The sequence below is a fragment of the Enterobacter sp. SA197 genome (assembly GCF_054131575.1).
Map to the genome: position 1 here is coordinate 4,022,070 of NZ_CP096393.1, position 23,442 is coordinate 4,045,511.

The 23,442-nt window shown below is 53.3% G+C and carries 19 protein-coding genes and 1 pseudogene; 18 read left to right on the forward strand and 2 right to left on the reverse strand.

Annotated features, from left to right (window positions below; all coding sequences use genetic code 11):
* Positions 1 to 188 precede the first annotated feature (188 nt).
* A complete protein-coding gene (locus M1D91_RS18845; protein ID WP_437433712.1) occupies positions 189 to 1,559 on the forward strand; it encodes a pyridoxal-phosphate dependent enzyme in 1,371 nt (456 codons plus the stop codon).
* 9 nt (positions 1,560 to 1,568) lie between these two features.
* A complete protein-coding gene (locus M1D91_RS18850; RefSeq protein ID WP_437433713.1) occupies positions 1,569 to 2,711 on the forward strand; it encodes a trans-sulfuration enzyme family protein in 1,143 nt (380 codons plus the stop codon).
* Positions 2,712 to 3,204: 493 nt separating this feature from the next.
* Here M1D91_RS18850 and M1D91_RS18855 read toward each other — a convergent pair whose 3' ends face one another.
* Positions 3,205 to 4,077 carry an aldo/keto reductase family oxidoreductase gene (locus M1D91_RS18855; RefSeq protein WP_437434543.1) on the reverse strand — a complete coding sequence of 291 codons (873 nt, stop codon included), beginning with the start codon at positions 4,075 to 4,077 and terminating at the stop codon, positions 3,205 to 3,207.
* A 187-nt stretch (positions 4,078 to 4,264) separates the two neighbouring features.
* Between M1D91_RS18855 and M1D91_RS18860 the strand changes: the two genes are divergently transcribed.
* The 3 genes from M1D91_RS18860 (at position 4,265) to gudD (ending at position 7,708) form a co-directional block, all read left to right on the forward strand.
* Entirely contained in the window at positions 4,265 to 5,266 is a 1,002-nt protein-coding gene (locus tag M1D91_RS18860; RefSeq protein WP_437434542.1) for a sensor domain-containing diguanylate cyclase, read from the forward strand.
* 215 nt (positions 5,267 to 5,481) lie between these two features.
* Positions 5,482 to 5,634, forward strand: coding sequence for a hypothetical protein (locus M1D91_RS18865; RefSeq protein ID WP_437434541.1), 153 nt, complete (start codon positions 5,482 to 5,484; stop codon positions 5,632 to 5,634).
* 733 nt (positions 5,635 to 6,367) lie between these two features.
* The gene (gene gudD, locus M1D91_RS18870) at positions 6,368 to 7,708 is read left to right on the forward strand and encodes a glucarate dehydratase (protein ID WP_457975822.1); all 1,341 of its coding nucleotides are present in this window, start codon (positions 6,368 to 6,370) and stop codon (positions 7,706 to 7,708) included.
* Between the two features lie 53 nt (positions 7,709 to 7,761).
* Here the strand turns inward: gudD and M1D91_RS18875 are convergent, their stop codons facing one another.
* Positions 7,762 to 8,595: a helix-turn-helix transcriptional regulator gene (locus tag M1D91_RS18875; RefSeq protein WP_437434524.1), complete on the reverse strand. Its 834-nt coding sequence runs from the start codon at positions 8,593 to 8,595 to the stop codon at positions 7,762 to 7,764.
* 107 nt (positions 8,596 to 8,702) lie between these two features.
* On the opposite strand from M1D91_RS18875, the gene M1D91_RS18880 reads away from it, so the two are divergent.
* The 13 genes and pseudogenes from M1D91_RS18880 (at position 8,703) to M1D91_RS18940 (ending at position 23,319) form a co-directional block, all read left to right on the forward strand.
* Positions 8,703 to 9,443, forward strand: coding sequence for an AzlC family ABC transporter permease (locus M1D91_RS18880; protein ID WP_437434523.1), 741 nt, complete (start codon positions 8,703 to 8,705; stop codon positions 9,441 to 9,443).
* Positions 9,444 to 9,767, forward strand: a complete 324-nt coding sequence (locus M1D91_RS18885) for an AzlD domain-containing protein (protein WP_437434522.1) — start codon at positions 9,444 to 9,446, stop codon at positions 9,765 to 9,767. It begins immediately after the preceding gene.
* Between the two features lie 298 nt (positions 9,768 to 10,065).
* Positions 10,066 to 10,608 (forward strand): cysteine hydrolase family protein, encoded by a 543-nt coding sequence (locus M1D91_RS18890; protein WP_437434521.1) that lies wholly within the window; start codon positions 10,066 to 10,068, stop codon positions 10,606 to 10,608.
* Between the two features lie 248 nt (positions 10,609 to 10,856).
* Positions 10,857 to 11,585, forward strand: a complete 729-nt coding sequence (locus tag M1D91_RS18895) for a MerR family transcriptional regulator (protein ID WP_437434520.1) — start codon at positions 10,857 to 10,859, stop codon at positions 11,583 to 11,585.
* A gap of 433 nt (positions 11,586 to 12,018) precedes the next feature.
* A complete protein-coding gene (locus M1D91_RS18900; protein WP_457975823.1) occupies positions 12,019 to 12,978 on the forward strand; it encodes an IS110 family RNA-guided transposase in 960 nt (319 codons plus the stop codon).
* A gap of 330 nt (positions 12,979 to 13,308) precedes the next feature.
* Positions 13,309 to 13,623, forward strand: a complete 315-nt coding sequence (locus tag M1D91_RS18905; RefSeq protein ID WP_437433931.1) for a nuclear transport factor 2 family protein — start codon at positions 13,309 to 13,311, stop codon at positions 13,621 to 13,623.
* Positions 13,624 to 13,643: 20 nt separating this feature from the next.
* Positions 13,644 to 13,925 (forward strand): annotated as a pseudogene (locus M1D91_RS18910) (DUF3833 family protein); the annotation flags it as partial.
* Positions 13,922 to 14,881: a YbgA family protein gene (locus tag M1D91_RS18915; protein ID WP_437433932.1), complete on the forward strand. Its 960-nt coding sequence runs from the start codon at positions 13,922 to 13,924 to the stop codon at positions 14,879 to 14,881. The pseudogene M1D91_RS18910 and the gene M1D91_RS18915, both read left to right, overlap by 4 nt.
* 306 nt (positions 14,882 to 15,187) lie before the next feature.
* Positions 15,188 to 18,124 (forward strand): ligand-binding sensor domain-containing diguanylate cyclase, encoded by a 2,937-nt coding sequence (locus tag M1D91_RS18920; protein WP_437433933.1) that lies wholly within the window; start codon positions 15,188 to 15,190, stop codon positions 18,122 to 18,124.
* A gap of 61 nt (positions 18,125 to 18,185) precedes the next feature.
* Positions 18,186 to 18,818, forward strand: a complete 633-nt coding sequence (locus M1D91_RS18925) for an ECs1377 family protein (RefSeq protein WP_437433934.1) — start codon at positions 18,186 to 18,188, stop codon at positions 18,816 to 18,818.
* Between the two features lie 37 nt (positions 18,819 to 18,855).
* Positions 18,856 to 19,437 (forward strand): GNAT family N-acetyltransferase, encoded by a 582-nt coding sequence (locus tag M1D91_RS18930; RefSeq protein ID WP_437433935.1) that lies wholly within the window; start codon positions 18,856 to 18,858, stop codon positions 19,435 to 19,437.
* A 706-nt stretch (positions 19,438 to 20,143) separates the two neighbouring features.
* The gene (locus M1D91_RS18935) at positions 20,144 to 21,583 is read left to right on the forward strand and encodes an MFS transporter (protein ID WP_437433979.1); all 1,440 of its coding nucleotides are present in this window, start codon (positions 20,144 to 20,146) and stop codon (positions 21,581 to 21,583) included.
* A 56-nt stretch (positions 21,584 to 21,639) separates the two neighbouring features.
* Positions 21,640 to 23,319 carry a glycoside hydrolase family 43 protein gene (locus M1D91_RS18940; RefSeq protein WP_437433936.1) on the forward strand — a complete coding sequence of 560 codons (1,680 nt, stop codon included), beginning with the start codon at positions 21,640 to 21,642 and terminating at the stop codon, positions 23,317 to 23,319.
* The last annotated feature ends 123 nt before the right edge of the window (positions 23,320 to 23,442 follow it).

Genomic DNA, 23,442 nt, shown 5'->3' on the forward strand with positions numbered 1-23,442 from the left:
TGTATTTGGCGGCAAAAATGCCCTTTTCCGGCTATCAACACTTCCGGATGGCTAACAATCTCTCCTTCTTGACGTCTGAACAGCAGGTCATATTTCTTTTGGTTCTAAAAGACAAACAAAGATTCTTTAAATGCCAAAAACGGCAGACCTATCATCCGCTCATTGGGTCAATGAGCGGGTAACTCACAATGTCAGTGTTTCATTCAATCAGTGAATTAATTGGTAAGACGCCCCTGCTTCAGCTGCACAAGCTGGAGAGCGGGCCATGTAGCCTCTATTTAAAACTGGAAAACCAAAACCCTGGCGGTTCCATCAAAGACAGGGTCGCGCTATCGATGATTAACGAAGCCGAACGGCTCGGGTATTTGCAGCCTGGTGGCACCATTATTGAAGCCACTGCCGGAAATACCGGGCTGGGGCTGGCGCTGATTGCCGCGCAAAAAGGCTATTCGTTAATTCTGGTGGTGCCGGACAAAATGAGCCGGGAGAAGATTTTCCACCTGCGGGCGCTGGGCGCAAAGGTCGTACTGACCCGTTCGGATGTCAACAAGGGACACCCTGCCTATTACCAGGATTACGCCCGCCGCCTGGCGGATGAAACGCCGGGGGCGTTTTACATCGATCAATTCAATAACGAGGCCAACCCCCTGGCGCACAGTACCACCACGGCCCCGGAGCTTTTTGCGCAGCTTGATGGTGACATCGATGCGATTGTGGTCGGCGTTGGCTCCGGCGGCACTCTGGGCGGCCTGCAGGCCTGGTTTGCTGAACACTCTCCGAAAACCGAATTTATTCTCGCCGACCCCGCCGGATCGATTCTTGCCGATCAGGTGGAAACCGGTCGTTATGGTGAACCCGGTTCCTGGCTGGTGGAGGGCATAGGCGAAGACTTTATCCCACCGCTGGCGCATATCGACGGTGTGCATAAAGCGTACCGCGTTACCGATTCGCAGGCCTTCGCCACCGTCCGCAACCTGCTGCAAATTGAGGGAGTGCTGGCGGGCTCCTCAACCGGCACGCTGCTTAATGCCGCGCTGCGTTACTGCCAGGCGCAAACCGCGCCGAAGCGCGTCGTCACCTTCGCCTGCGACAGCGGTAACAAATATCTGTCGAAGATGTTTAACGATGACTGGATGCGCCAGCAGGGCCTTCTTTCCCGCCCTTCACGAGGTGATTTAACCGATTTTATCGCCCTGCGTCATGACGAGGGGGCCACGGTCACCGCCGCGCCTGACGACACGCTTGCCGCCGCGCTTGCCCGCATGCGCCTGTACGACTTTTCTCAACTGCCGGTACTGGAAAACGGCCGTGTCGTCGGGATCGTCGACGAGTGGGATCTGATTAGCCACGTGCAGGGCGACAGCCAACGTTTCTCCCTGCCGGTCAGAGAAGCGATGACCCGCAATGTGGAAACCCTCGATAAACACGCCCCGGAAAGCGCACTGAAAGCCATTTTCGATCGTGGTCTGGTGGCGGTTATCGCTGACAACGACCGCTTTCTCGGCCTTGTTACCCGCAGCGACGTCCTGACTACCTGGCGTAACCGACTCGAACAGTAAGGAATAACGATGACAAAGTTAAACACATTAAGCGTGCACAGCGGTGCATTCAGCGATCGGCATGGCGCGGTGATGCCACCCATTTACGCCACCTCTACTTTTGCCCAACCGGCACCCGGTCAACATACTGGCTATGAATACTCCCGCAGCGGCAACCCGACGCGGCATGCGCTGGAAACCGCGATAGCTGAACTGGAGAGCGGCACGCGCGGCTATGCGTTTGCTTCCGGGCTGGCCGCAATTTCTACGGTGCTTGAACTGCTCGATAAAGACAGCCACATCGTCGCCATTGACGACGTCTACGGCGGCACCTATCGCCTGATTGAAAACGTGCGTCGTCGCAGCACCGGCCTGCGCGTCAGCTGGGTCAAACCCGACGATCTGGCGGGGCTTGAAGCAGCGATTCGGCCAGATACACGCATGATTTGGGTTGAAACACCGACTAACCCTTTGTTGAAACTCGCCGATTTGGTCGCCATCGCGGCGATTGCAAAGCGGCACAAGATAATCAGCGTGGCGGATAACACTTTTGCTTCGCCAGTTATCCATCGCCCTATTGAGTCTGGTTTCGACATCGTGGTGCATTCGGCCACCAAATACCTCAATGGCCACTCGGATGTGGTCGCCGGGCTGGCCGTGGTAGGCGATAACCCTGAGCTGGCGGAGAAGCTGGGCTACCTGCAAAATGCGGTCGGCGGCGTGCTTGACCCGTTCAGCAGCTTCCTGACGCTGCGCGGCATCCGCACATTGTCACTGCGGATTGAACGCCACAGCAGCAACGCGCTGGCGCTGGCGACATGGCTTGAGCAGCAACCGCAGGTCGAAAAAGTGTGGTTCCCGTGGCTGGAATCGCATCCGCATCACCAGCTTGCCCGTCAGCAGATGGCGCTACCCGGCGGGATGATTTCCGTGGTGGTGAAAGGCGACGATGACTATGCAACGCGGATTATTAATAAACTTACCCTTTTCACCCTGGCTGAAAGTCTCGGCGGCGTGGAGAGTCTGGTAAGCCAGCCGTTCAGCATGACCCACGCTTCTATTCCGCTTGAGCAGCGTCTCGCCAATGGCATTACGCCACAGCTGATTCGGTTGTCGGTGGGCATTGAAGATGAGCAGGAGTTGATTGCCGACTGGCAACAGGCGCTGGGATGAGGTTGGATTGTGTCATAGATAGCCACCTCTACCTCAGGGCTGAGGAGTCCCCACAAAATGCGAGCACGGACGGCCCCCTCTCCATTCAGGGAGAGGGATGGGGTGAGGGGGAACATGCGGCGCTGAGGGTCATTCCGTTCACCTTATGTTCCTTGCTTTTCTGTAGCGCCAGAACCGGTGAACGTGCCAGGGCGGTTCACCGCCACCGCCCTGGCGACCCGGGCTCCCGGCCAGGAAAATCGCCGCTTCGCGGTCCATGATGCTTATGTCGTCTGACTATCGGGTCGGGGACCAGCCTGCCTCCCTGCAGGCTATCCCCTCCGCCCGCTTCCCTGCGGGCGGCCCCGGTCAGCCGTCAACGCCTCATCGATTTTCAGCCGGACCCTGCCATCGCTTTAACAGTTGTGTCCCATCAGGCAGTGTCATCGCTGTAAAACGTCATATTACGGGGGGCTCCTCATCCCTCAGGCAGAGGAAGCTGCTCGTGCTCACCTCAATGTTGAGGTGCGCCCCCAATCCCATTCAGCACTGCCAGCGCTTCGGCTGACAGCACCAGCTTCGCGCTTGCCAGGTTTTCCTGCAAATGGACCGGTGAAGATGTTCCGGGGATCAGCAGAATATTGGGCGAACGTTGCAGCAACCATGCCAGCGCCACCTGCATTGGAGTGGCGTTGAGGCTTGTAGCCACCTCATTCAGCTCATTGGATTGCAGCGGCGTGAAGCCCCCCAACGGGAAGAACGGCACATAAGGAATACCTTGCGCAGCCAGCGTGTCGATTAACGCATCATCCGCACGGTTCGCCACGTTGTACATGTTCTGCACGCAGGCTATTTCTGTCATGGCCTGGGCGTCCGCCACCTGCTTCGCGGTCACGTTGCTAAGACCGATGTGGCGAATGAGACCCCGTTCTTTTAAACCAATCAGCGTTTCCAGCTCTGCTTCCAGCGCCCCTTCTGCCGGGCCATGTGTACCATGCATGCTGCGCAGATTGACCACTTCAATCGCCTCCAGCCCCAGGTGACGCAGGTTATCTTCCACCGCGCTCGTCAGCTCCGCCGCGCTAAAGGCGGGTAGCCAGTTCGCTTTTTCATCACGGCGTGCTCCCACTTTCGTGACAATGCATAAGTCATCTGAATAGGGGTGCAGCGCCTGTTTGATTAGCTTATTGGTGATATGCGGACCATAAAAATCGCTGGTGTCGATATGGTTTACGCCAGATGCCACCGCATCACGCAGAACCTGAATGGCCTTCGCCTCATCCGCCGGGGGTCCAAAAACCCCGGGACCTGCCAGTTGCATTGCACCATAGCCCAGACGGCCGACCTCGCGATCGCCTAAACGGTAAGTAAGCGTGGGTTGAGACATGGAATACCTCCAGTGGGATAAAGGAAATCATTGTAGGGGGAGGCCGTCAGGCACGATAGCGTTATTCGTGCGATGCTTTTGACACCTTTACAAATAGTCCAACGGAACTATTGACCGCGTCACACCGGGCGGCTACCGAAATAAAAAACCTCTGATATAGTAGATCTATAGCTAAAGAGGCCATCTTATGAAATTTCCTGAAATACCAGAAAACGAAGCTGAACGACTTAAATCGCTTTATATGATGGATTTGCTGGATAAAAAGGATGATATACGTCTGGATCGTTTAACCAGGCTTGCCAAAGCGGCATTTGACGTGCCGATTGGGTTGATAAGCCTGCTGGACCGGGATCGCCAGTGGCTGGCATCCTGCAGCGGTACAATCGGCGTGCGCGAGACGGCGCGTAATATCTCTTTTTGCGCCCATGCCATTCTGGCGCAAGGCATTTTTATTGTGAAAGACGCCAGTGTAGATGAGCGTTTTCACGATCACCCTTTTGTTTCAGGCGAACCGCATATTCGTTTTTACGCGGGTTGTCCGGTGCGTCTTCCCGATGGGTCTGTCGCCGGGACCATTTGCATTATTGATGACAAACCCCGGGAATTCACGCCGGAAAATATCAACACATTGCTCGATCTCGGTGCAATTGTTGAAGATGAATTTTATATCATTGGCCTGGCGATGACCGATCCACTAACTGAGTTGCCCAATAAACGTGGCTTTTATAAATTAGGGGAAAAACGCTTTTCATGGTTAACGGATAATAAACGATCGTTTAGCCTGGTTTATCTTGATGTAGAAAATATCACTGCCATAAACGAATTTTTTGGTCATCACGAAGGGGATGACACGCTTAAAAAATTTGCCACGGCGCTCAATCGCTGCCTGAAGAAGAACGACGTAGCCGCGCGCCTGGAGGGGGGAAAATTCGTGGTGCTGCTGGGCCATGATCAGGATCAGGACGTAGACACCTTCCTCTTTAGCCTGCAATCAAGAATTGACGATCTCAATGAAAAGTCCGCAAAGCAGTTTCGCCTGCACTATGCCTACGGCATCGTGGAATACGACCCGGATCGGTACGGTAATCTGCTGGAAATGATGAACAACAGTGAGCATGTGATGTATCTGGAGCGCAAGCGCTCTGCAATGCGCCCTTTACAGCAAAAGCCCTTCAGCGAGAAATCCTGATCAAGCCGCGTCCGGCGGCATTTTAAGACATAAAGTAGAGCACACGCCAGCAGCAGCGGCGGCCGCTGGCGAAAGCAATTACCGCGTGGACTGCAAAAACTTGCGGGTACGCTCTTGTTGCGGCTGGGTAAACAGGGCTTCCGCTGTGTTGTCCTCCACAATCACTCCATCGGCCATAAAGATAACCCTGCCAGTTGCTTCCTCTCGATTTGGGCATGAACCGCGAGCGTGCGCTGTCACGAGGCCTGCCGGAAATCGTCACCCATCAGCAAGGCGAAGAGATTGCGAGCCTGCTGACCCGTCTGAGTCACCGATATGGCACGATCTTTGACTACGACAAAGAGAGCGGTCTGATTCGCTTCTCCTGATAATCCCATTACGCAGCCAGCACTTCGCTGGCTGTTTCTTCTGCCAGGGCTGACCGGGGTTAATTTCGTGACTCTGTTCGCATTTGCTCACCAAAATGACAGCGCTATCATTTTATCTGTTTCTCCCTTCTGCAACCGACCAGCATGCCTGCAAACGCAGGGCGCGCCGTCCTGTTTTCCCGTTACCCTGAACGACTGTGGTGCCACGCTATGATCTAAAAAGCCGGGTTCAGGCGGCAGTTTTGTATCGCGCATCAGGATTATGCGCTTTTTCGTGATTACCATCGTCCATTAATGGACATTTGCATTATTTGTGCATGTATTTAATGAAAAAATTTGGGCTAATGAACGACGCAGGAGACTTTATCTGGGGCTATACTTTTTCTATTCTGGTCGCCTTATGTACGCATTCTTCCCTCCGTTTTTTCCTTTAGGTTTCTGCTGCCTGCTCTCTGTAACCCCAACCCGATGAAGCGATCATTTTTTCTGCCTGCTTGCTCTTAACAATGGGAAAAACCATATTAAGTTACTGATTAAGATAAAAAATAAACCCTAAGGATGCACAAATAAAACGATTCAATAATTGAATCAACAGACCAGTAATTCAGACTTTTTTTGTTAAGTTTGCCGGAATAGAATCTTCCTCATTCGTACTTTCGCGCCACGTTTTTACTTATGGCAGATAGTCGTTTCAGCCCTTAATAAACGGCTTTCCCTTTTCCCAGGAGGAACTATGCCAGCTCAGTCTTCTACTCCCGTCGTCACTTCCGTCCAGGTCATCCCGGTTGCCGGTCATGATAGTATGTTGATGAACCTGAGCGGCGCCCACGCGCCGTTCTTCACCCGTAACATCGTTATCATCACTGATAATTCCGGCAACACCGGTGTCGGTGAAGTCCCCGGCGGCGAAAAAATCCGCCAGACCATTGAAGACGCTGCTCCGCTGATTGTCGGTAAAACCCTCGGCGCCTATAAAAACGTCCTCAATGACGTGCGCAGCGCCTTTGCTGACCGCGATGCCGCGGGCCGCGGCCTGCAGACCTTTGACCTGCGCACCACCATTCATGTGGTCACCGCCATTGAATCCGCGATGCTCGACCTGCTGGGTAAACACCTGGGCGTGAATGTCGCCTCCCTGCTCGGTGACGGTCAGCAGCGCAGCGAAGTGGAAATGCTCGGCTACCTCTTCTTCGTCGGTAACCGTAAGGCAACGCCGCTGCCCTACCAGAGCCAGCCGGATGAGCGCTGCGACTGGTATCGCCTGCGTCATGAGGAGGCGATGACCCCGGATGCCGTGGTGCGTCTGGCGGAAGCGGCGTATGAAAAATACGGCTTCAACGACTTCAAACTCAAGGGCGGCGTGCTGGCAGGTGATGAAGAGGCCGAATCCATCGTGGCGCTGGCGAAACGCTTCCCTGAGGCCCGTGTGACCCTCGACCCGAACGGGGCCTGGTCCCTGAACGAGGCCATCAGCATCGGTAAATACCTGAAAGGCTCGCTGGCCTATGCCGAAGACCCGTGCGGGGCGGAGCAGGGCTTCTCCGGCCGCGAAGTGATGGCGGAGTTCCGTCGCGCCACCGGCCTGCCGACTGCGACCAACATGATTGCCACCGACTGGCGTCAGATGGGTCACACGCTGTCGCTGCAGTCGGTGGACATTCCGCTGGCAGACCCGCACTTCTGGACCATGCAGGGGTCGGTGCGCGTGGCGCAGATGTGCCACGAGTTTGGCCTGACGTGGGGCTCGCACTCCAACAACCACTTCGACATTTCACTGGCGATGTTCACCCACGTGGCGGCCGCAGCACCGGGTAAAATCACCGCGATTGACACGCACTGGATCTGGCAGGAAGGCAACCAGCGCCTGACCAGAGAGCCGTTTGAAATCAAAGGCGGGATGGTTCAGGTGCCGTCCACACCGGGTCTGGGCGTGGAGCTGGACATGGACCAGGTGATGAAGGCGCACGAGCTGTATCAGAAACACGGTCTGGGCGCGCGCGACGATGCGATGGGGATGCAGTACCTGATCCCCGGCTGGACGTTCGACAACAAGCGTCCCTGCATGGTGCGTTAACCGTACTGATTGATGAAAAGCCCGCTGGCATCGCCCTGCGGGCTTTTTTTCACTTATCGGCAGGCTGCCGCAAAGGCACCCGGCGTGACGCCGAAATGGATACGGAAGGTACGGGAGAAGTGGCTCTGATCGAAAAATCCAACATCCTGCGCGGTTTGTGAGGCACTCACGCCACGTGCGAGCAGAGACTTCGCTCTGATCAGGCGGATTTGCGTCAGGAAGCGGTGTACCGACAAGCCGGTGCTGCTCTGAAAGAGGCGCATAAAGTGAAACTCACTCAACCCCACCGCACGGGCAACATCCAGCACGCTGACGGGTTGGTGATAGTGCGCCTGTAAATACTCAACGGCACGACGCATATCAGCCCTTCCCTGGTTTCTCCCCCTTTCGCAGCCTGAGCGTTCACCGTATCGGGCAATCAGCGTGCTAAGCAGTTGAAACAGCGCACACTCTTTTTCCATCGCATCCCGACTATGGGCGAGAACCGATGCAGACTGAAGCAATTCTTCCGCCATCTCTGGCGCGTGGTACATAATTTCCCGGCCAAAATTAACCTGTCCTTTGCCTGGCAGTACCGCGTCTGCAATATCATGCACCAGTGCTTCAGAGGGATAAAATGCGCAGTAATCCCAGCCCAAATCACGCTCGACCGCCTCTCCCGTGTGTACCTCACCGGGGTGAATGAACATTACCGTTCCGGCGGCAGCCACCCCCGTTTTACGGCATACCCGGTTGCGCTGAGCCCCGCGAGCAAAAATCGCCATCACAAACTCATCATGAAAATGGGGGGGATAACGATGATCAAAGCAGGAGGCGCGCAACACTTCCATCTCGCCCTGAAAGGCTTTGTCTTTCCATAACCGGATGTCATCGCGCTTGTCTTTCATCTGGTGTACCTCTCACCCTTTTCTCATGATGAGCAGGATTATCCTATCCTCCCCATGCCGTTCCTTTACACTCAGCGCTTCTCATTCGCGAAGTTTATGGGTAAAGAATGTCATTTAACACGAATTGTGAAAATGCTGAAGCGGCAAACGGCCGCTTTATGGCAGGCGTGATGGCTTGTCTGCCCACCATGCCAGGCTACTGGAGCATTGGCATGGCCGCAGGTGCCATTGGTACATTGTCCGGGTTTTCGCTGTTGCACACGACGCTGCTGGCAGCAGGGTTGTACGCCGGTTCCGCCCATTTCCTTTTCTACTCACTTTGGGCTGCGGGTGCAGAATCGGCCTCGGTCATTCTGAGCGTCGCACTGGTGAATATGCGTTATCTCCTGATGAGCTCGGCATTAAGTATCTGGTTTCGCCACTCCACAGCCTTGCAAAAACTGATCGGCGGTGTCCTGCTCACGGACGAAACCTTCGGCGTGGCCGTTCAGCACGCTACCCGCCAGGGTGCACTGCCCTTTCCCTGGCTCCTGGGGCTCAACATTTCGGCGTGGCTCAACTGGATTGTCGCCTGTGTTGTCGGCGCATGGCTGGCAACTGCGCTGCCGCCGTTCCTGATGGAAGGGCTGAGTTTCAGCCTGGTCTCCATGTTCGTCGGTTTACTGGTGATGACCTGGTACGCCAGCCAGCGCAAACTTCCGGAGACCGTAGCCATTTTCGCTGCCATTCTGATTACGCTGACCACGGCATCGCATTTAGGTACGCATCTGGTGGTAATTATCGCAGCCATGCTCTCTGCCACCGTGGCGACATGCGTGCTGCGCATGCGCAGCAAAAGGGAGAAATAAATGGACTATCCGATTGTTTTCACTATCGCCCTGGCGGCACTTGTAACGGCGTTGATGCGCACGGTTCCACTGTTTCTGCTGGCGAGGTTTCATCTACCGCAGAGACTGCAAGACTGGCTGAGCTTTATTCCAGCGGCCATCATGTCCGCCATCATTACCGCTGAAATCATCGCAAAACCCGTCTGGTCGCCTTCTGGTCTCAGCCTGTCGCTACTGGCTACCATCATTGCCATCGTGGCGGGCATGGTGACCCGCAGCCTGTTTCTCACCGTGGTGGCCGGCATGGGTGCGATGATGGGGCTGAGTTATATGCTGTTGACCTGACACACACGTAGAACGTTAGCCTGGTAAATCGGAGTGCATAACTGGCCGGGCTTCAGTTCATCTCTCCGGCTCTGCCAGGCTTTCTGATGATGCAGTCATTATTCTGTTGACGATTTACTCAAGCTTTTATAATTTCAGTGAATGAATATGTTTGCGCGCCTGACTCAAACCACCACCAGCACGACCCCTGACGCGGGTTGTGAGGGTAATGCGCGCTAAATTTACCCTTAAACCCGCCAGTCCTGGCCGGGTTTACTCTCTTTCTCCTGGCCCCTGGTAACGCAACAGGAGAAAAATCATGTCCTCTCTTCCCCCACGACGTCGCGCTCTATTGGTTATTGATATGCAGGTGGGTTTATTTCATGGCCCGGATAAACCGTATGAAGGGGCGCGCGTACTAACCCATATCAATCAGTTAATTGCCAGAGCCCACGAGGCAGGTGCACCCGTTTTTGCCTTGCAGCATACCGGCCCTGCTGGTTCACCTGTAGAACCTGGCAGCCCCCTGACGCGACTTATTGCGCAGCTGGATATTGATGAAAGCCGTGACCAGGTTTTGGTCAAAACACGACCAAATGGTTTCGCCGGAACCGGCCTCGCAGAATTACTGCACAAAGCCTCTGTTGATGAGCTGGTTGTCGTGGGAATGAAGACAGAATTTTGCGTCGATACGACCTGTCGGGCTGCCGCTGATCTGGGTTTTAAGCCAATTTTAATTGCCGATGCCCACACCACGATGGATACTGCGGTCCTCGCCGCGCAGACCATCATCGCTCACCACAACAACACATTGAACGGCCCTTTTGTGACACTGTTGTCGACAGATGAGTGTCTGTTTTAAGGCGAGAATATCGCGTCCCGCATCCGGGCGGGTGTCTGTCAGCACAGATCACCCGTCAGCGAAGCGGCAACGCCACCGGCAATGAACGCCTGCCCCCCGCCACGTCGACCGCATCAGGCTTTCGTCTTCGTTTTCTTCCCCTGTTCGGCGAATTTCCCCCTCTCACCCCCTCTCCCGTCAGGGCGGCACGTTGAGCAGTGCTATATTCATAGTATATTAATAAGAATCTTTCTTTGCGGGTACCTGGCATGTCTTACTCCATTGGCCAATTCGCCACACTGTGCGGCATTAACGCGACCACGCTTCGGGCCTGGCAACGGCGTTATGGTTTGCTTAAACCCCTGCGTACCGATGGGGGTCACCGCTTATACAGTGACGATGATGTCCAGCAGGCGCTGCGCATTCTCGACTGGGTGAAGAAAGGGGTGCCCGTCAGCCAGGTGAAACCTCTGCTTGAGCGCCCCGGCACACGGCGCGCCAATAACTGGGTAACCTTGCAGACAACCATGCTTGAGCGGCTCAAAGAAGGCAAAATAGAATCTCTGCGCCAGTTAATTTATGATTCAGGCCGTGAATACCCCCGACCTGAACTGGTGACGGAGGTGCTCCGCCCCCTCAGGAGCCAGGTTTCCGCCAACACGCCTGCGATGATGACCCTGCGCGAAGTGCTTGATGGCATTATTCTTTCCTACACCTCATTCTGCCTTGAGGGCGACAAGCGCGCCCCTGGTGATAATTATCTGATCTGTGGCTGGCAACTGACCGATCCCTGTGAAGTGTGGCTGGAGGCGCTAAAGCGTACCGGTCAGGGACATCGTATCGATGTGCTGCCAAACTCCCCCACGGTGCTGGCACCTGAAATTTTCCCTGGCCGCCACTGGCTGCTGGTCACCAGCGGGAAGTTAACCGTTGCTCGCAAGAAGCAGGTTGAAAAATGGCGTGAGCTGGTGACGTCACTGGATGTGATTACGCTCTAGGTCTGGCGGGACGGAATATACAAGTCTGGCGGGCTGTTCCGTTCACCTTACGTTTATTGTTCTTCTGAAGCGACTCTCCCTGTGCACGCGCCATGTGGGTTCACCGCCGCCCTCCTGGCACGTTCACGGGTTCTGGCGTGACAGAAAAGCAAGGGACATAAGGTGAACGGAATGACGCTCAGCGCCGCATGTTTCCCCTCACCCTGGCCCTTATGTCTTGATCTTCTCCGCTCAGCCGGAGAAGATCCCCGACTGATCATCGGGAGGTGACCGGTGAGCATCCCCTGGCCCTGGTGCCTCTGAGCCCGTGGGAGAGATTATGCCCCGGTCACCTGTTTCCCTGTCGCCTCAAGACCGAACGGTATCCTGTGCCCTGAGCACCCACATATAAGGATGGTCCGGCGATATTGTCATAAGGTTACGGAGTGCCATCATGAATCTTGTTCCTGTCGGCGTGGATATCGCCAAACTCAAATTTGATGTTGCCGTTCTGCTTCCTAATCAGAAATACAAAACTAAAAAATTCGCGAATACCTCTTCCGGGGCGCGCGAGTTCCTGGCCTGGCTTAAGCGCTTTGGCGACTGCCATGTCTGCATGGAAGCCACCGGTTGCTACAGCACTGAACTTGCCACTCTGCTGGCTGATAACGGTTGCAGGGTAAGCCTCGAAAATCCGGCGCGCATCAGCGCTTTTGGCAAGGCTGAACTGACCCGCAATAAGACGGATAAAGGTGATGCTGCGCTGATAGCGCGTTACTGCGCCCTGCATCAGCCATCGGCCTGGTTCCCGGCGCCGTTGTACGAGCGGCAACTGACTGCGCTGGTCCGCCATCTGAAAAATCTGGAAGAGATGCGCCAGATGGAGGAAAACCGGCTGGAAGGGGCTGAAGAGGTCATCCTTGCGTCCCTGACTGAACATATCGCCCAGTTGGATGCGCTGATAGAAGAGACGAAGAAGAAAATCAATCAGCACATCGACGACAACCCGGATCTGAAGCGTGATAAAGCCCTGCTGAAGAGCATTCCGGGCGTGGGAGATATGCTGAGTGCCAGCCTGCTGGCATATGCGGGAAACCTGCGCCGGTTCAGTAGCAGCAAGGCGCTGGTGGCGTATGCAGGACTGAATCCACGGCGCTGTGAATCGGGGTTGTGGAAAGGGAAAAGCCGGATATCGAAGGTGGGGCAGGGAGAGTTACGTAGCGCGTTGTACATGCCTGCCATCGTCGCGGGCAGATATAACGAAGTGGTGAAGAGCCTGATGGGGCGGCTGGCTGAACGAGGAAAATCAGGGAAAGAGCAGGTCTGCGCGGGAATGAGAAAGCTGTTGCAACTGGCTTATGGCGTAGTGAAATCGGGTCGCATATTCGACGCTGAGATACCGCTTGCGGCCTGAACCGCAAGACGGTATCTCTCCCCAAAGGGGCGAGAGGACCGATCGTGCCCGCATTTTTTTCTGGGAATTTCTCAGCCTCTGGGAGAGAGGCGGGGTAAGGGAAAGGGTCCGGCTGAAAGTTGGTGAGCGTTGACGGCTGACCGGTCCGCCCGCCTGAATGGGACACCCCACCACATCACCTGCATTAACCCAGAAATTATACAACTTATATATTATTGATTATAAATAATAAATAAAAAATTATTCATAAAAACTTGGACAGATATTTTATTTTGTGTAAGTTCTAAGTAACCATATAGATCCGGATCTTTTTGCGCACGGGTGAAGGCCATGACCACAATCGGTTCCACCACTGACCACTATTTTGATTTCTATACCGCGCTGAACAGCCAGCCCCTGGCGGCCCCCCCTCAGCTCGGTCATGCCGGGGCCATCTTCATCGATCCTGTCGGTGAACATCGTGGTCTGCGTGCATCTCAACGCTATTGCTCTCTCCTGCCGGTAAACCTGGATCGCTGTCGGTTCGTTATCGATTCGCCGCTTCGCAATGCCGCTCGTTTCCTGGTGAGCTGGACGATGCACTGGTCCCACCCCCGCACGCAATATCCTGAACTGCGTGTACAGTTGATCAGAGAGACAACATGAAACGACTGTTGGCCCCCGGCTGGCACATTCGCCCCACCGCCAGCGATCGGTATAAAGGCACGGCGAGCGACATGGAAGGTGTGGCTCAGGGCCAGTCTGCAGGCAATACTTTCCACTGGCGCTACAGTATGAATGTGAAAAACGGGGGCAACACCAGGCAGCTCCATTTCGGCGACGGGATGTATCTGCGGGACGGCAGCCATCTGTTTACCAGAACGGCGATGAAGAAACCGGGCATTATCGTGGCAACGGTCGCCCTCTTCTTCACCAAAAAAGGGTATTTCGCAGGAGAAGAACAATGACAACGCAACCTGTACTCGGTATCAGCGCATGCCTGACGGGCTCAACGGTACGTTTTGACGGCGGGCATAAGCGCATGGATTTTGTCATGACTGCCCTGGCCCAGTGGGTCACCTTTAAACCTGTCTGCCCGGAGATGGCGATTGGCCTGCCGGTTCCCCGCCCTGCACTGCGGCTTATCAGGACCAAAGACGAGAGCATACAGATGCGTTTCACCCATGCGCCGTATGAGGATGTGACCGCCAGAATGACCGACTTCGCGGAAAGTTACCTGCCCGGCGTTGCGGAACTCGACGGTTTTATCGTCTGTGCAAAATCCCCCAGCTGTGGCATGGAGCGGGTGCGTCTGTACGATGAGAAGGGTAACCGGGGCCGCAAAGAGGGTCAGGGATTGTTCACCGCCGCCATGCAGGAAAAATATCCCTGGCTGCCGGTAGAAGAAGATGGACGGTTGCATGATCCGGTGCTTCGCGAGAATTTTGTTGAGCGGGTGTTTGCTCTGCATGAACTCAATACCCTTCGGGCGAAGGGCCTGACTCGCCACGCCCTGCTGGCATTTCATAGCCGCTATAAGTTACAACTGCTCGCGCACCATCAGGCAGGTTATCGCGAAATTGGCCCCTTCATTGCTCATCTGCATGAATGGGACGATCTGGAGGCGTTTTTCGTGGCCTACCGGGAGAAGCTGATGACGATTCTGAAGCACCCCGCCTCGCGTAAAAATCACACCAACGTGCTGATGCATATTCAGGGTTATTTCAATAAGAAACTCAATAGTCGCCAGCGGGCAGAGCTGCGCAAGGTGATTATCGATTATCGCGCTGGCCTTTTGCCTATTCTCGCCCCGCTCACCTTACTGAAACATTATCTGGCGGAACATCCGGATGACTATTTGCTGACCCAAAACTACTTTTCACCCTATCCGGAAAATCTGGGGCTGCGCCTGGCCGTGAGTTAATTTATTCCTCTATTCCTCTCCTGGTCAGGCCCGATTTTTATAAGGGCGACTATTCTCATCATAGACGGCAAAATTTGCCGTCTTTTTTTTCGTTATTCATGACGGCGAATTTCGGGTCTGGCAGAAGGCCTCCCGATAAATGTTATTGATACTTAAATAGAAAACAGAAGACAACGTCGGTTGCGACAGCGCATTATCGTGTAAACCTGCAATTTGCATTTAACCGGCTGACATAATGAAAAAACGCTGCGTTTTATCGCCCGGATGATGAAACGCACTATAGCCAGGGACGATAACTTCATTTTCATGACTATGCACAGACAACCCGGCGCGATAACGCGTGGCTTATGCTTACTTTTTTTTAGCGCGACCGTTTTTTTCAGCGGCCTGCTTCAGGCGCAGGAACCCCCGGTCGCCCTGAGCGAATATTTCGTTGAATCCTGGTCGACAAAAGAGGGCCTTCCGCATAACAGTATCAATGCCATAGCGCAGACCCGAGAAGGTTACCTGTGGTTTGGGACCTGGGAAGGCTTTGCCCGTTATAACGGTAAAAGCTTCCAGCTGTTTGAGCGTGGCGGAGAGGCGGGACTGCCCGATTCGGGTATTCTGGCTCTGCTTGCCGAGGAGGATGGCAGCCTGCTGGTTGCCGGTGCGCGTGGTGGTATCTCCTCCTGGAACAAGGGTCAATGGCATAACTCTGCACCCGCGCCAACCATGATCGCTTCCGTCACCCGGGACAGCAAAGGTAACCACTGGTTTGGTATGCCCGGTATGGGGCTTGTGTTTCGCCCGGCAAACGAGACCAGCGCACTGCATGATGAGCGGGTCATTGACAATGTCACGGTAAATAAAAGTGTGGAAGATGCGAGCGGAACGATATGGGCGGCCACCGACCAGGGCCTGTATCAGATTCGCCATCGCCAGGCGACACGGGTTTCCCCCGCTACCGGATTGCCGCCGGTACGCGTATTTAGTCTGCTGGTCACGGCTGACAATACCCTGCTGGTCGGCACGGAAAAAGGGGTCTGGAAACGTACAGGTGACGCCTTTGTTCCGTTGCACCCGCAACTCACCGGTGAAGTGGTCGCCACGCTGATGCAGGACAACCGCCAGGATATCTGGCTTGGTACCATCAACCACGGTATTTTCCGTCTAAGCCCCCTGGGGCTTGAGCACCTCAACATTGATAACGGTATTGTGCACAACCGGGTGCAAGCCATCCTGCAGGACAGAGAGCACAACATCTGGATTGGCACTAACTCTGGCTTACTGCGCCTGCGCCGTGCCCCTTTTATTACGGTCAGTCGCCGTCAGGGACTGAACGGAGACTATATTCGCACGGTGATGACCCATTCTGATGGCAGCATCTGGGTCGGCAGCAGTACCGGTCTGAACCGCATCCGGGGCGGTAAGGTCGAGCAAATCAACGACGGCCAGAGCATGCCCCCCTCGGTACTCAGCCTGAGTGAAGCGGCAGACGGCAGCGTATGGGTAGGCACTTACACCGATGGCCTTATGCACTGGAAAGACGGAAAGTTATCGGTGGTCCTGCAGCAAAAGGACGGGCTGCTTAGTAATGAGATCCGCGCCATTCTTCCCGACAGCCAGCAAAATCTCTGGATTGGCACCGCGTCCGGTCTGAGCGTGCTGCGTGCGGATGGCACGCTCCAGAGCTATGCCTCCGCCGACGGACTTCCCGCCGGTTTTATTATGGCCCTGCAGGAAGATGAAGCCCATCGTATCTGGGTAGGCACCGGGCTGGGAGCATCCTTTTTCGACGGTAAGACATTCACACCGGTTCCCCTTACCAATATGGAACATGCTGAGTATGTCTTCGGCTTTTATAACGAACCTGACGATATGTGGATGACGTCGGACCGGGGCCTCATTCGCTACCGTAAGCGTGACGGCGCTCTGGGTATGGTCGGGCGTAAAAACGGGCTTCCCATCGACAAGCTCTTTCAGGTCATACCGGACAAGGCGGGTTATCTCTGGCTCACCTCGAACCGGGGAGTGATTCGCATCAGCAAAGCTGACGCCATTGCGGTCGTTGAAGGACGTAAAAAACAGCTTACCGTGACCCACTTTGGCGAGAGCGATGGCATGATAAGCGCCCAGGCGAACGGGGGATCTATGCCTGCCGCCACGGTCGATAAGCAAGGCGGTATCTGGGTGGCGACGGCACGGGGCGCAGTAAGGGTTCTCCCGCAGCGTTTAAGTGAGTTTACTAAAACCCGTTTAAGGCCGATTGTGGAGTCGGTCAGCAGCAATAGTCCCTCTCCAGGCAATAATTACACCTGGCCTGCCGGAACGACCCGTATCCGTATTGACTATTCCGGGCTGGGATATGTTCTGCCGGAGCGTATTCTGTACCGCACGAAACTTGAGGGGTTTGATCCCCAGTGGGTCGATCGCGGCAATGCTACCTCAGCGGAATATACCAACCTGGCGCCGGGCACCTATCGGTTTAATGTCTCTGCGAGCTATCCGAACAGCGACTGGAATGGCGACACCACGTCCATTACCCTGACCATCAAACCCTTTATCTGGCAGCGTCCCCTTTTTCAGGCGCTGTTAGTGCTGCTCATTGGTCTGTCTGTCTTCCTGCTGTTCCGCTGGCGACTGAACCAGGCGCACCGTAATGAAGAGCGCCTGCGTAAGCTGGTGGCGGCTAAAACGCTGGCCTTGCAGGAACAGGCAGAGATTTTTGAGCGACAGGCCAGGGAAGATCAGTTGACCGGGCTTAATAACCGACGCGTGTTTGATGAACAGCTCACCCTCTGTTTTGACGATGCCCGTGATAATCACTACCCGCTGACGCTGGCGATCTTCGATATCGATAACTTTAAGCACATCAACGATCGCTGGTCGCACGTGGTGGGCGATCAGGTTCTGCAATGCGTTGCCAATATCCTGCGCGATACCCAGCAGTCATCCATGTTAAGCGCCCGCTGGGGCGGCGAAGAGTTTACCCTGCTCTTTCCCCGCATGGCCATCGCAGAGGCGGCCCGCATTTGTGAATCTCTGAGAGTACGCTTGTCACAAAGCGACAATCGGCATATTGCCGAAGGGTTGCAGGTCACGGCAAGCTTCGGACTTGCCGAGTCTTCTGCCGCAAGCGACAGCAACGCGCTCATCAAACATGCGGACCAGGCGCTCTACATCGCCAAGCAAACCGGCAGAAATAAAGTGATATGTTGGGCGGCTGAGAAAAATGGCGTCCCTGAAGAGGCCAGCGTCTAGTGTGGGAAACGCTATCGCCACCATGTTATCTTTTCAATCAGTGCAAAAGGAGGAGTAAAGGGTGACCGGAAAAGTTGACTACCATATTGAAAAATATCTCTTTTCGGAAGCCGGTGAGACGCCACGTATTACCGGTCAGTGGCGTGAAGTATTGGACGAATGCCGCCAGCGTAAAGCGGGTGCTGAGGAGCGTATGCGGCTCGCTTTACTGAATGTCGATTACGTTACCAGCTTCGAGCTCCCCTTCCGCTTGCTGCTTACGCGTGCGCCGCAGCTTATTGCCGGGTTGCGTGAAGCGCTCCAGTTGGCTCAGAAAAATGTCATCTTTAACGGAAAACGCTTTGGCTGCGTTTACAGTTTAAAAACTGACATGAGCCAGATCCCGGATGCATTCCAGTATCGGCTGGTAACGCGTATTCGTCGCGAAGATCCTACGGGCGTCACCGCCGCGCCGTTTCAGCAAATCGCCAGAGAGGTGAAGGCGCCGCGCGAGCGTTTAAAGCAGGCCCTTGACGCAGGACTTCAGGTGACAGCTCTGGACGGGCTATTCTGGTTCGGAATTCAGCGCATGGCTGCCGATATTCAGCGGCTTCGTAAATCAGGTATGAAGATTGCCACGGCGGAGGTAGAAATTTTCGACACTCTCACCGCCAGCACTCGTCGTGTGCCTGTTTATCAGCGCCCGCCGGCGTAACCAGGATTACCCATCACCAACAGAACAGGGAGGTAAGATGAATACCCACAGCGCGCTCCATACCCTATGCGTTCACGGCTATGGAGAACATGTCCAGACCGGGCGACTGACGCTGCGCCCCGTCGCCCCCGCTGACCTCGAAGACTTATTCAGAATTTATGGCGATCCGGCGACAAACATGTTTAATCCCGCCGGGCCTTACCCCGATATCGCTCATGCAAGAGCCGTCCTGACACGCTGGCTGCATCACTGGAATAAATACGCGTTTGGCCAGTGGGCAATAGCCCGCATTGATGCGCCAGAGAACGTGATAGGCTTTGGCGGGCTCAGCATTAGCACCTATGCCGACATCACCATCAACAATCTGGGTTATCGCTTTGCCACCGAGGCATGGGGTAATGGGCTGGCAACTGAATTTTCTCACGCTGCCGTGCGCTATGGTTTTGAAGTACTTAACCTGAATGCCATTTCGGGTGTGGTCAGGCCGGACCATCTGGCGTCGCAAAAGGTACTGACCAAAGCGGGATTCCATCACGCCGGAGAAGTGGATGATGTCGCGGATGAAGAACCCAGCCTGCTGTATACGATAAAGGCGCACGAGTGGCGTGCCAGCAGGTGAGGCTTTCAGGGCGGCGAGCGTAGCGCCAGAATAACGATACGCCACCGCCACCGCGTTCCTCCCTGGGTTGAGGCTTCGCAACAGGCACAACAGCAATTCTTGATGCCCCGATGCAGAGCACCAGAGAACGTATTCTCCTGGGTATATGACCAACGCCCATCGCTGGCAGACAGGATAATTATTTACAGCGGCAGCGTTTTGCATTCACGGTTATGCCACTCTCTTTTATGCCGGGAGTGCAGCCGGAAAAGAGCCGATAAAAATAATCTGCATTACCCTGTTCTATTTCCTGCCACCTGCACAGTTCAATTAACCTCTCTTGCGGATTTTCTCATATGAAATTGAAACGCGCTTTACACCACTGCTTTTTCTGAGCAACAGATAAATGTGAACTACTTCGCAAAAATAAGCCTCTAATTAATGCATTACAAGGTATTCGGCGAACTCTTTTTCGGTGCGCAGATGGCTGGTAATTAAACACAACGCCGTTTAAATGGAAAAACACCTGCCACGGCTACGGCTATTGCGCTACTCACCAAAAGCTGGACAGGAGGGCTATTTAAGCACACTGCTTCAAGGATCACAGGAGTAAAAAAACATAATTAATTAATATAAAAACGTAATAGATTCACACGATAAACTATGTCAGAAAGTACTCCACATTGACAAAACAGGCCGGAGATGTGATTAAATGAGTACAGAAATAATTCAAAATCGACATGATGAATATCATATATTATCTCGTGGTGAGCGTATTGGTTATGGCATGGGCGATTTCGCTCAAAACCTTGTTTTTGGTACGGTAGGTGGGTTTCTTGCTCTGCATATGCTCACGGTAAATACCATCAGCACTGCAACCGCTGGGTTTATTTTTCTGTTTGTCCGCATCATTAATGTTGTCTGGGATCCGATGGTAGGAACCTACGTTGATAAAAGAACCTCCAGCGCTGGAAAATATCGCCCCTGGCTTTTAAGGGCCGGTATTCCCCTCGTTATTCTTTCCGCTTTACTATTTGCCCCCATTCCCGGCGTCAGAGGCTCGGTTCCTTATGCTTTTATTATTTATCTGGCGCTGGATTTAGTGTACTCCGTGGTGAATATTCCATATGGCTCTCTTAATGCTTCCCTGACAAGGGACCCTGCATCTATTGATAAACTTACCAGTACCAGAATGATGCTGGCCAACAGTGCCAATCTTCTCGTCTACACGTTATTCCCCATGTTTGTGCAGATGGCCTCTCCTAAAGATCGCAGCCTCAAGGATACCGGATTTTTTGGGCTTGAGCTCAATATGGGGAACTATACTGACCCGTCTGCAAACCATGCCTGGTTTGGTGTGTACTCGATTTATATGGTTATTGGCGCTGTTGCACTTTTTCTCTGTTATAAATTAACAAAAGAACGCGTTGTGGCTACAGCAGAACAAACGGCCAACGTAAAAACTCTGGATCTTTTTCTTGAACTCAAAAACAATAAACCCCTTGTGATTTTGGGATTTTTCTTCATGCTGGCCTTTACATTCATGTTTGTCATGAACACGGCGAACGGCTTTTTCAACCAGTTTGTTGTCGGTCATTCAGAGTGGATGGGGGCAGTAGGACTTGTTGCCTCAGTTCCGGGTATTTTATTTCCCGTTTTCTGGCCAAAACTGAAAAAGTTTTTTGGTAAAAAGGGCTTCTTCCACCTTTTTTTAGGCATGTTTATCGTTGGTGAATTGTTGACTTATGTCTGGTCTCTTGACGGTATGCATGATGCACTCTGGCTGGCTTATATCGCAACCTTCATTAAACAGTGGGGTTTAACCTCAGCAACCGGATTTATGTGGGCTCTGGTTCCTGAAGTGATTGCTTATGGTGAATTAAAATCAGGCAAGCGAAATGCCGCAATTATTAACGCTATTATGGGTATTTTCTTCAAGATTGGGTTTACCCTTGGTGGGGCGCTTCCGCTTTGGTTGTTGGCCGGATATGGTTTTAACGAAACAAGCGTCTATCAACATGCAAATGCTATTGCGGGTATAAATATGACTGCAATTTGGATTCCCATTTTCTTAGCCGTTGTCTCAATGTTCGCTATTCATTTTTATCCCATCTCCGACAAAAACGTGGAAGATATTAACCGGCAACTCGATGAGATCCGCGTATAGTAAAAACACATTAACCACAACCCATTAAAAATCAAAATTAAAAAAGGATTGATGACATGTCATTTATTCAAAACCCTGTACTACCTGGATTTAACGCCGACCCCAGTATTATCCGTGTAAAAGATACTTACTACATCGCAAACTCGACATTTGAGTGGTTTCCTGGCGTTCGATTACATGAATCAAAAGATCTTGCGCACTGGAATCTTCTGCCTGCCCCGCTGTCAACCACAGCCCTTTTGGATATGAAAGGAAATCCTTCATCAGGCGAGATTTGGGCTCCCGACCTCTCTTATGCCGACGGAAAATTCTGGTTAGTTTATACCGATGTGAAAATCACTGAAGGCGCTTTTAAAGACATGACAAACTACCTGACCACCGCAACAGACATACGCGGCCCCTGGTCAGATCCCATCAAACTTAATGGCGTTGGTTTCGATGCCTCTCTTTTTCATGACGATGATGGCCGTAAATATTTAGTCCAGCAGACATGGGACCATCGAGAATACCATCACCCTTTTGACGGCATTACATTGACTGAATTTGATGTAAACACCCTGAAATTAAAACCAGAAACCGCGCGAACCATTTATCGAGGGACTGCCGTTGCGCTTGTTGAAGGGCCGCATCTCTACAAACTGAACGGATATTATTACCTTTTTGCCGCGCAGGGCGGAACCGTATTTACTCACCAGGAGGTTGTTGCGCGTTCAAAAACGTTAGACGCGCACAGTTTTGAAACCCAGCCAGGGGAAGTGTTCTTAACGAATGTTGATACGCCTGACAGTTACCTGCAAAAACAAGGACATGGCTCTTTGGTTTCTACGCCAAAAGGAGAATGGTACTACGCCTCGCTGTGCGCTCGTCCGTGGAATCATGCAGGTGAATCGGTTTATGACCCGCGCGGTTGGTCAACGCTGGGTAGAGAAACATCCATTCAGAAAGTGGTTTGGGATGAAGATGGCTGGCCCCGTATCGCAGGCGGTCACGGCGGAAAAACCTTTGTCGAAGGGCCAGAGGATGCCATCTTCACTGAAAGCCCCAACGATCATAGCCAGTACGATAAATTTACGACCCCAGTCCTTGATATTAACTGGAATACCCTTCGGGTTCCGTTTACAGAAAAAATGGGCGCTACCGGCGACGGAAAGTTGACGCTAATTGGTCAGGGCTCTTTGGCAAATACGCATGATCTGTCACTTATTGCTCGCCGTTGGCAGGCTTTTTATTTTGATGCGCAGGTTAAAGTTGAATTTAATCCATTCTCCTATCAACAAATGGCGGGACTGACGAATTACTATAATGACCGTCACTGGAGTTTTATTTTCATCACCTGGAATGAAATTAATGGCCCTGTTATTGAAATAGGTGAAAATAACCGTGGAAAATATACCTCGTATCTGAAAGATAAGGCAATCAAGATCCCGGAAGGTATGGAGTATGTTTGGTTCCGCACGAAGGTTCGTAAGGAAAGTTATACTTATGAATACAGCTTCGACGGAAGCAACTTTACTGAAATCCCGGTCAAATTAGATGCCGCCGTTTTATCGGATGATTATGTACTACAAAGTTACGGCGGGTTCTTTACCGGCGCGTTCGTAGGGCTTGCAGCCGTAGATTACGCTGGATACGGTACTGGGGCTGATTTTTATGACTTCAGCTATCATGAGCTTGGCGATTGGCTAGCGGCCAAGGACACCTATAGCTGGGATGCAAGTGAAACGCGCCAGCTCTGACATACATTATGACATGCGGGTAACTATACCCTCATTACATTAATGGAAGCCACACTCAGGGATGATTAAGAAGAACGGGTGTCTGAAACAATGAAGCGGGTGAAGGGAGATCACCCGACTTCA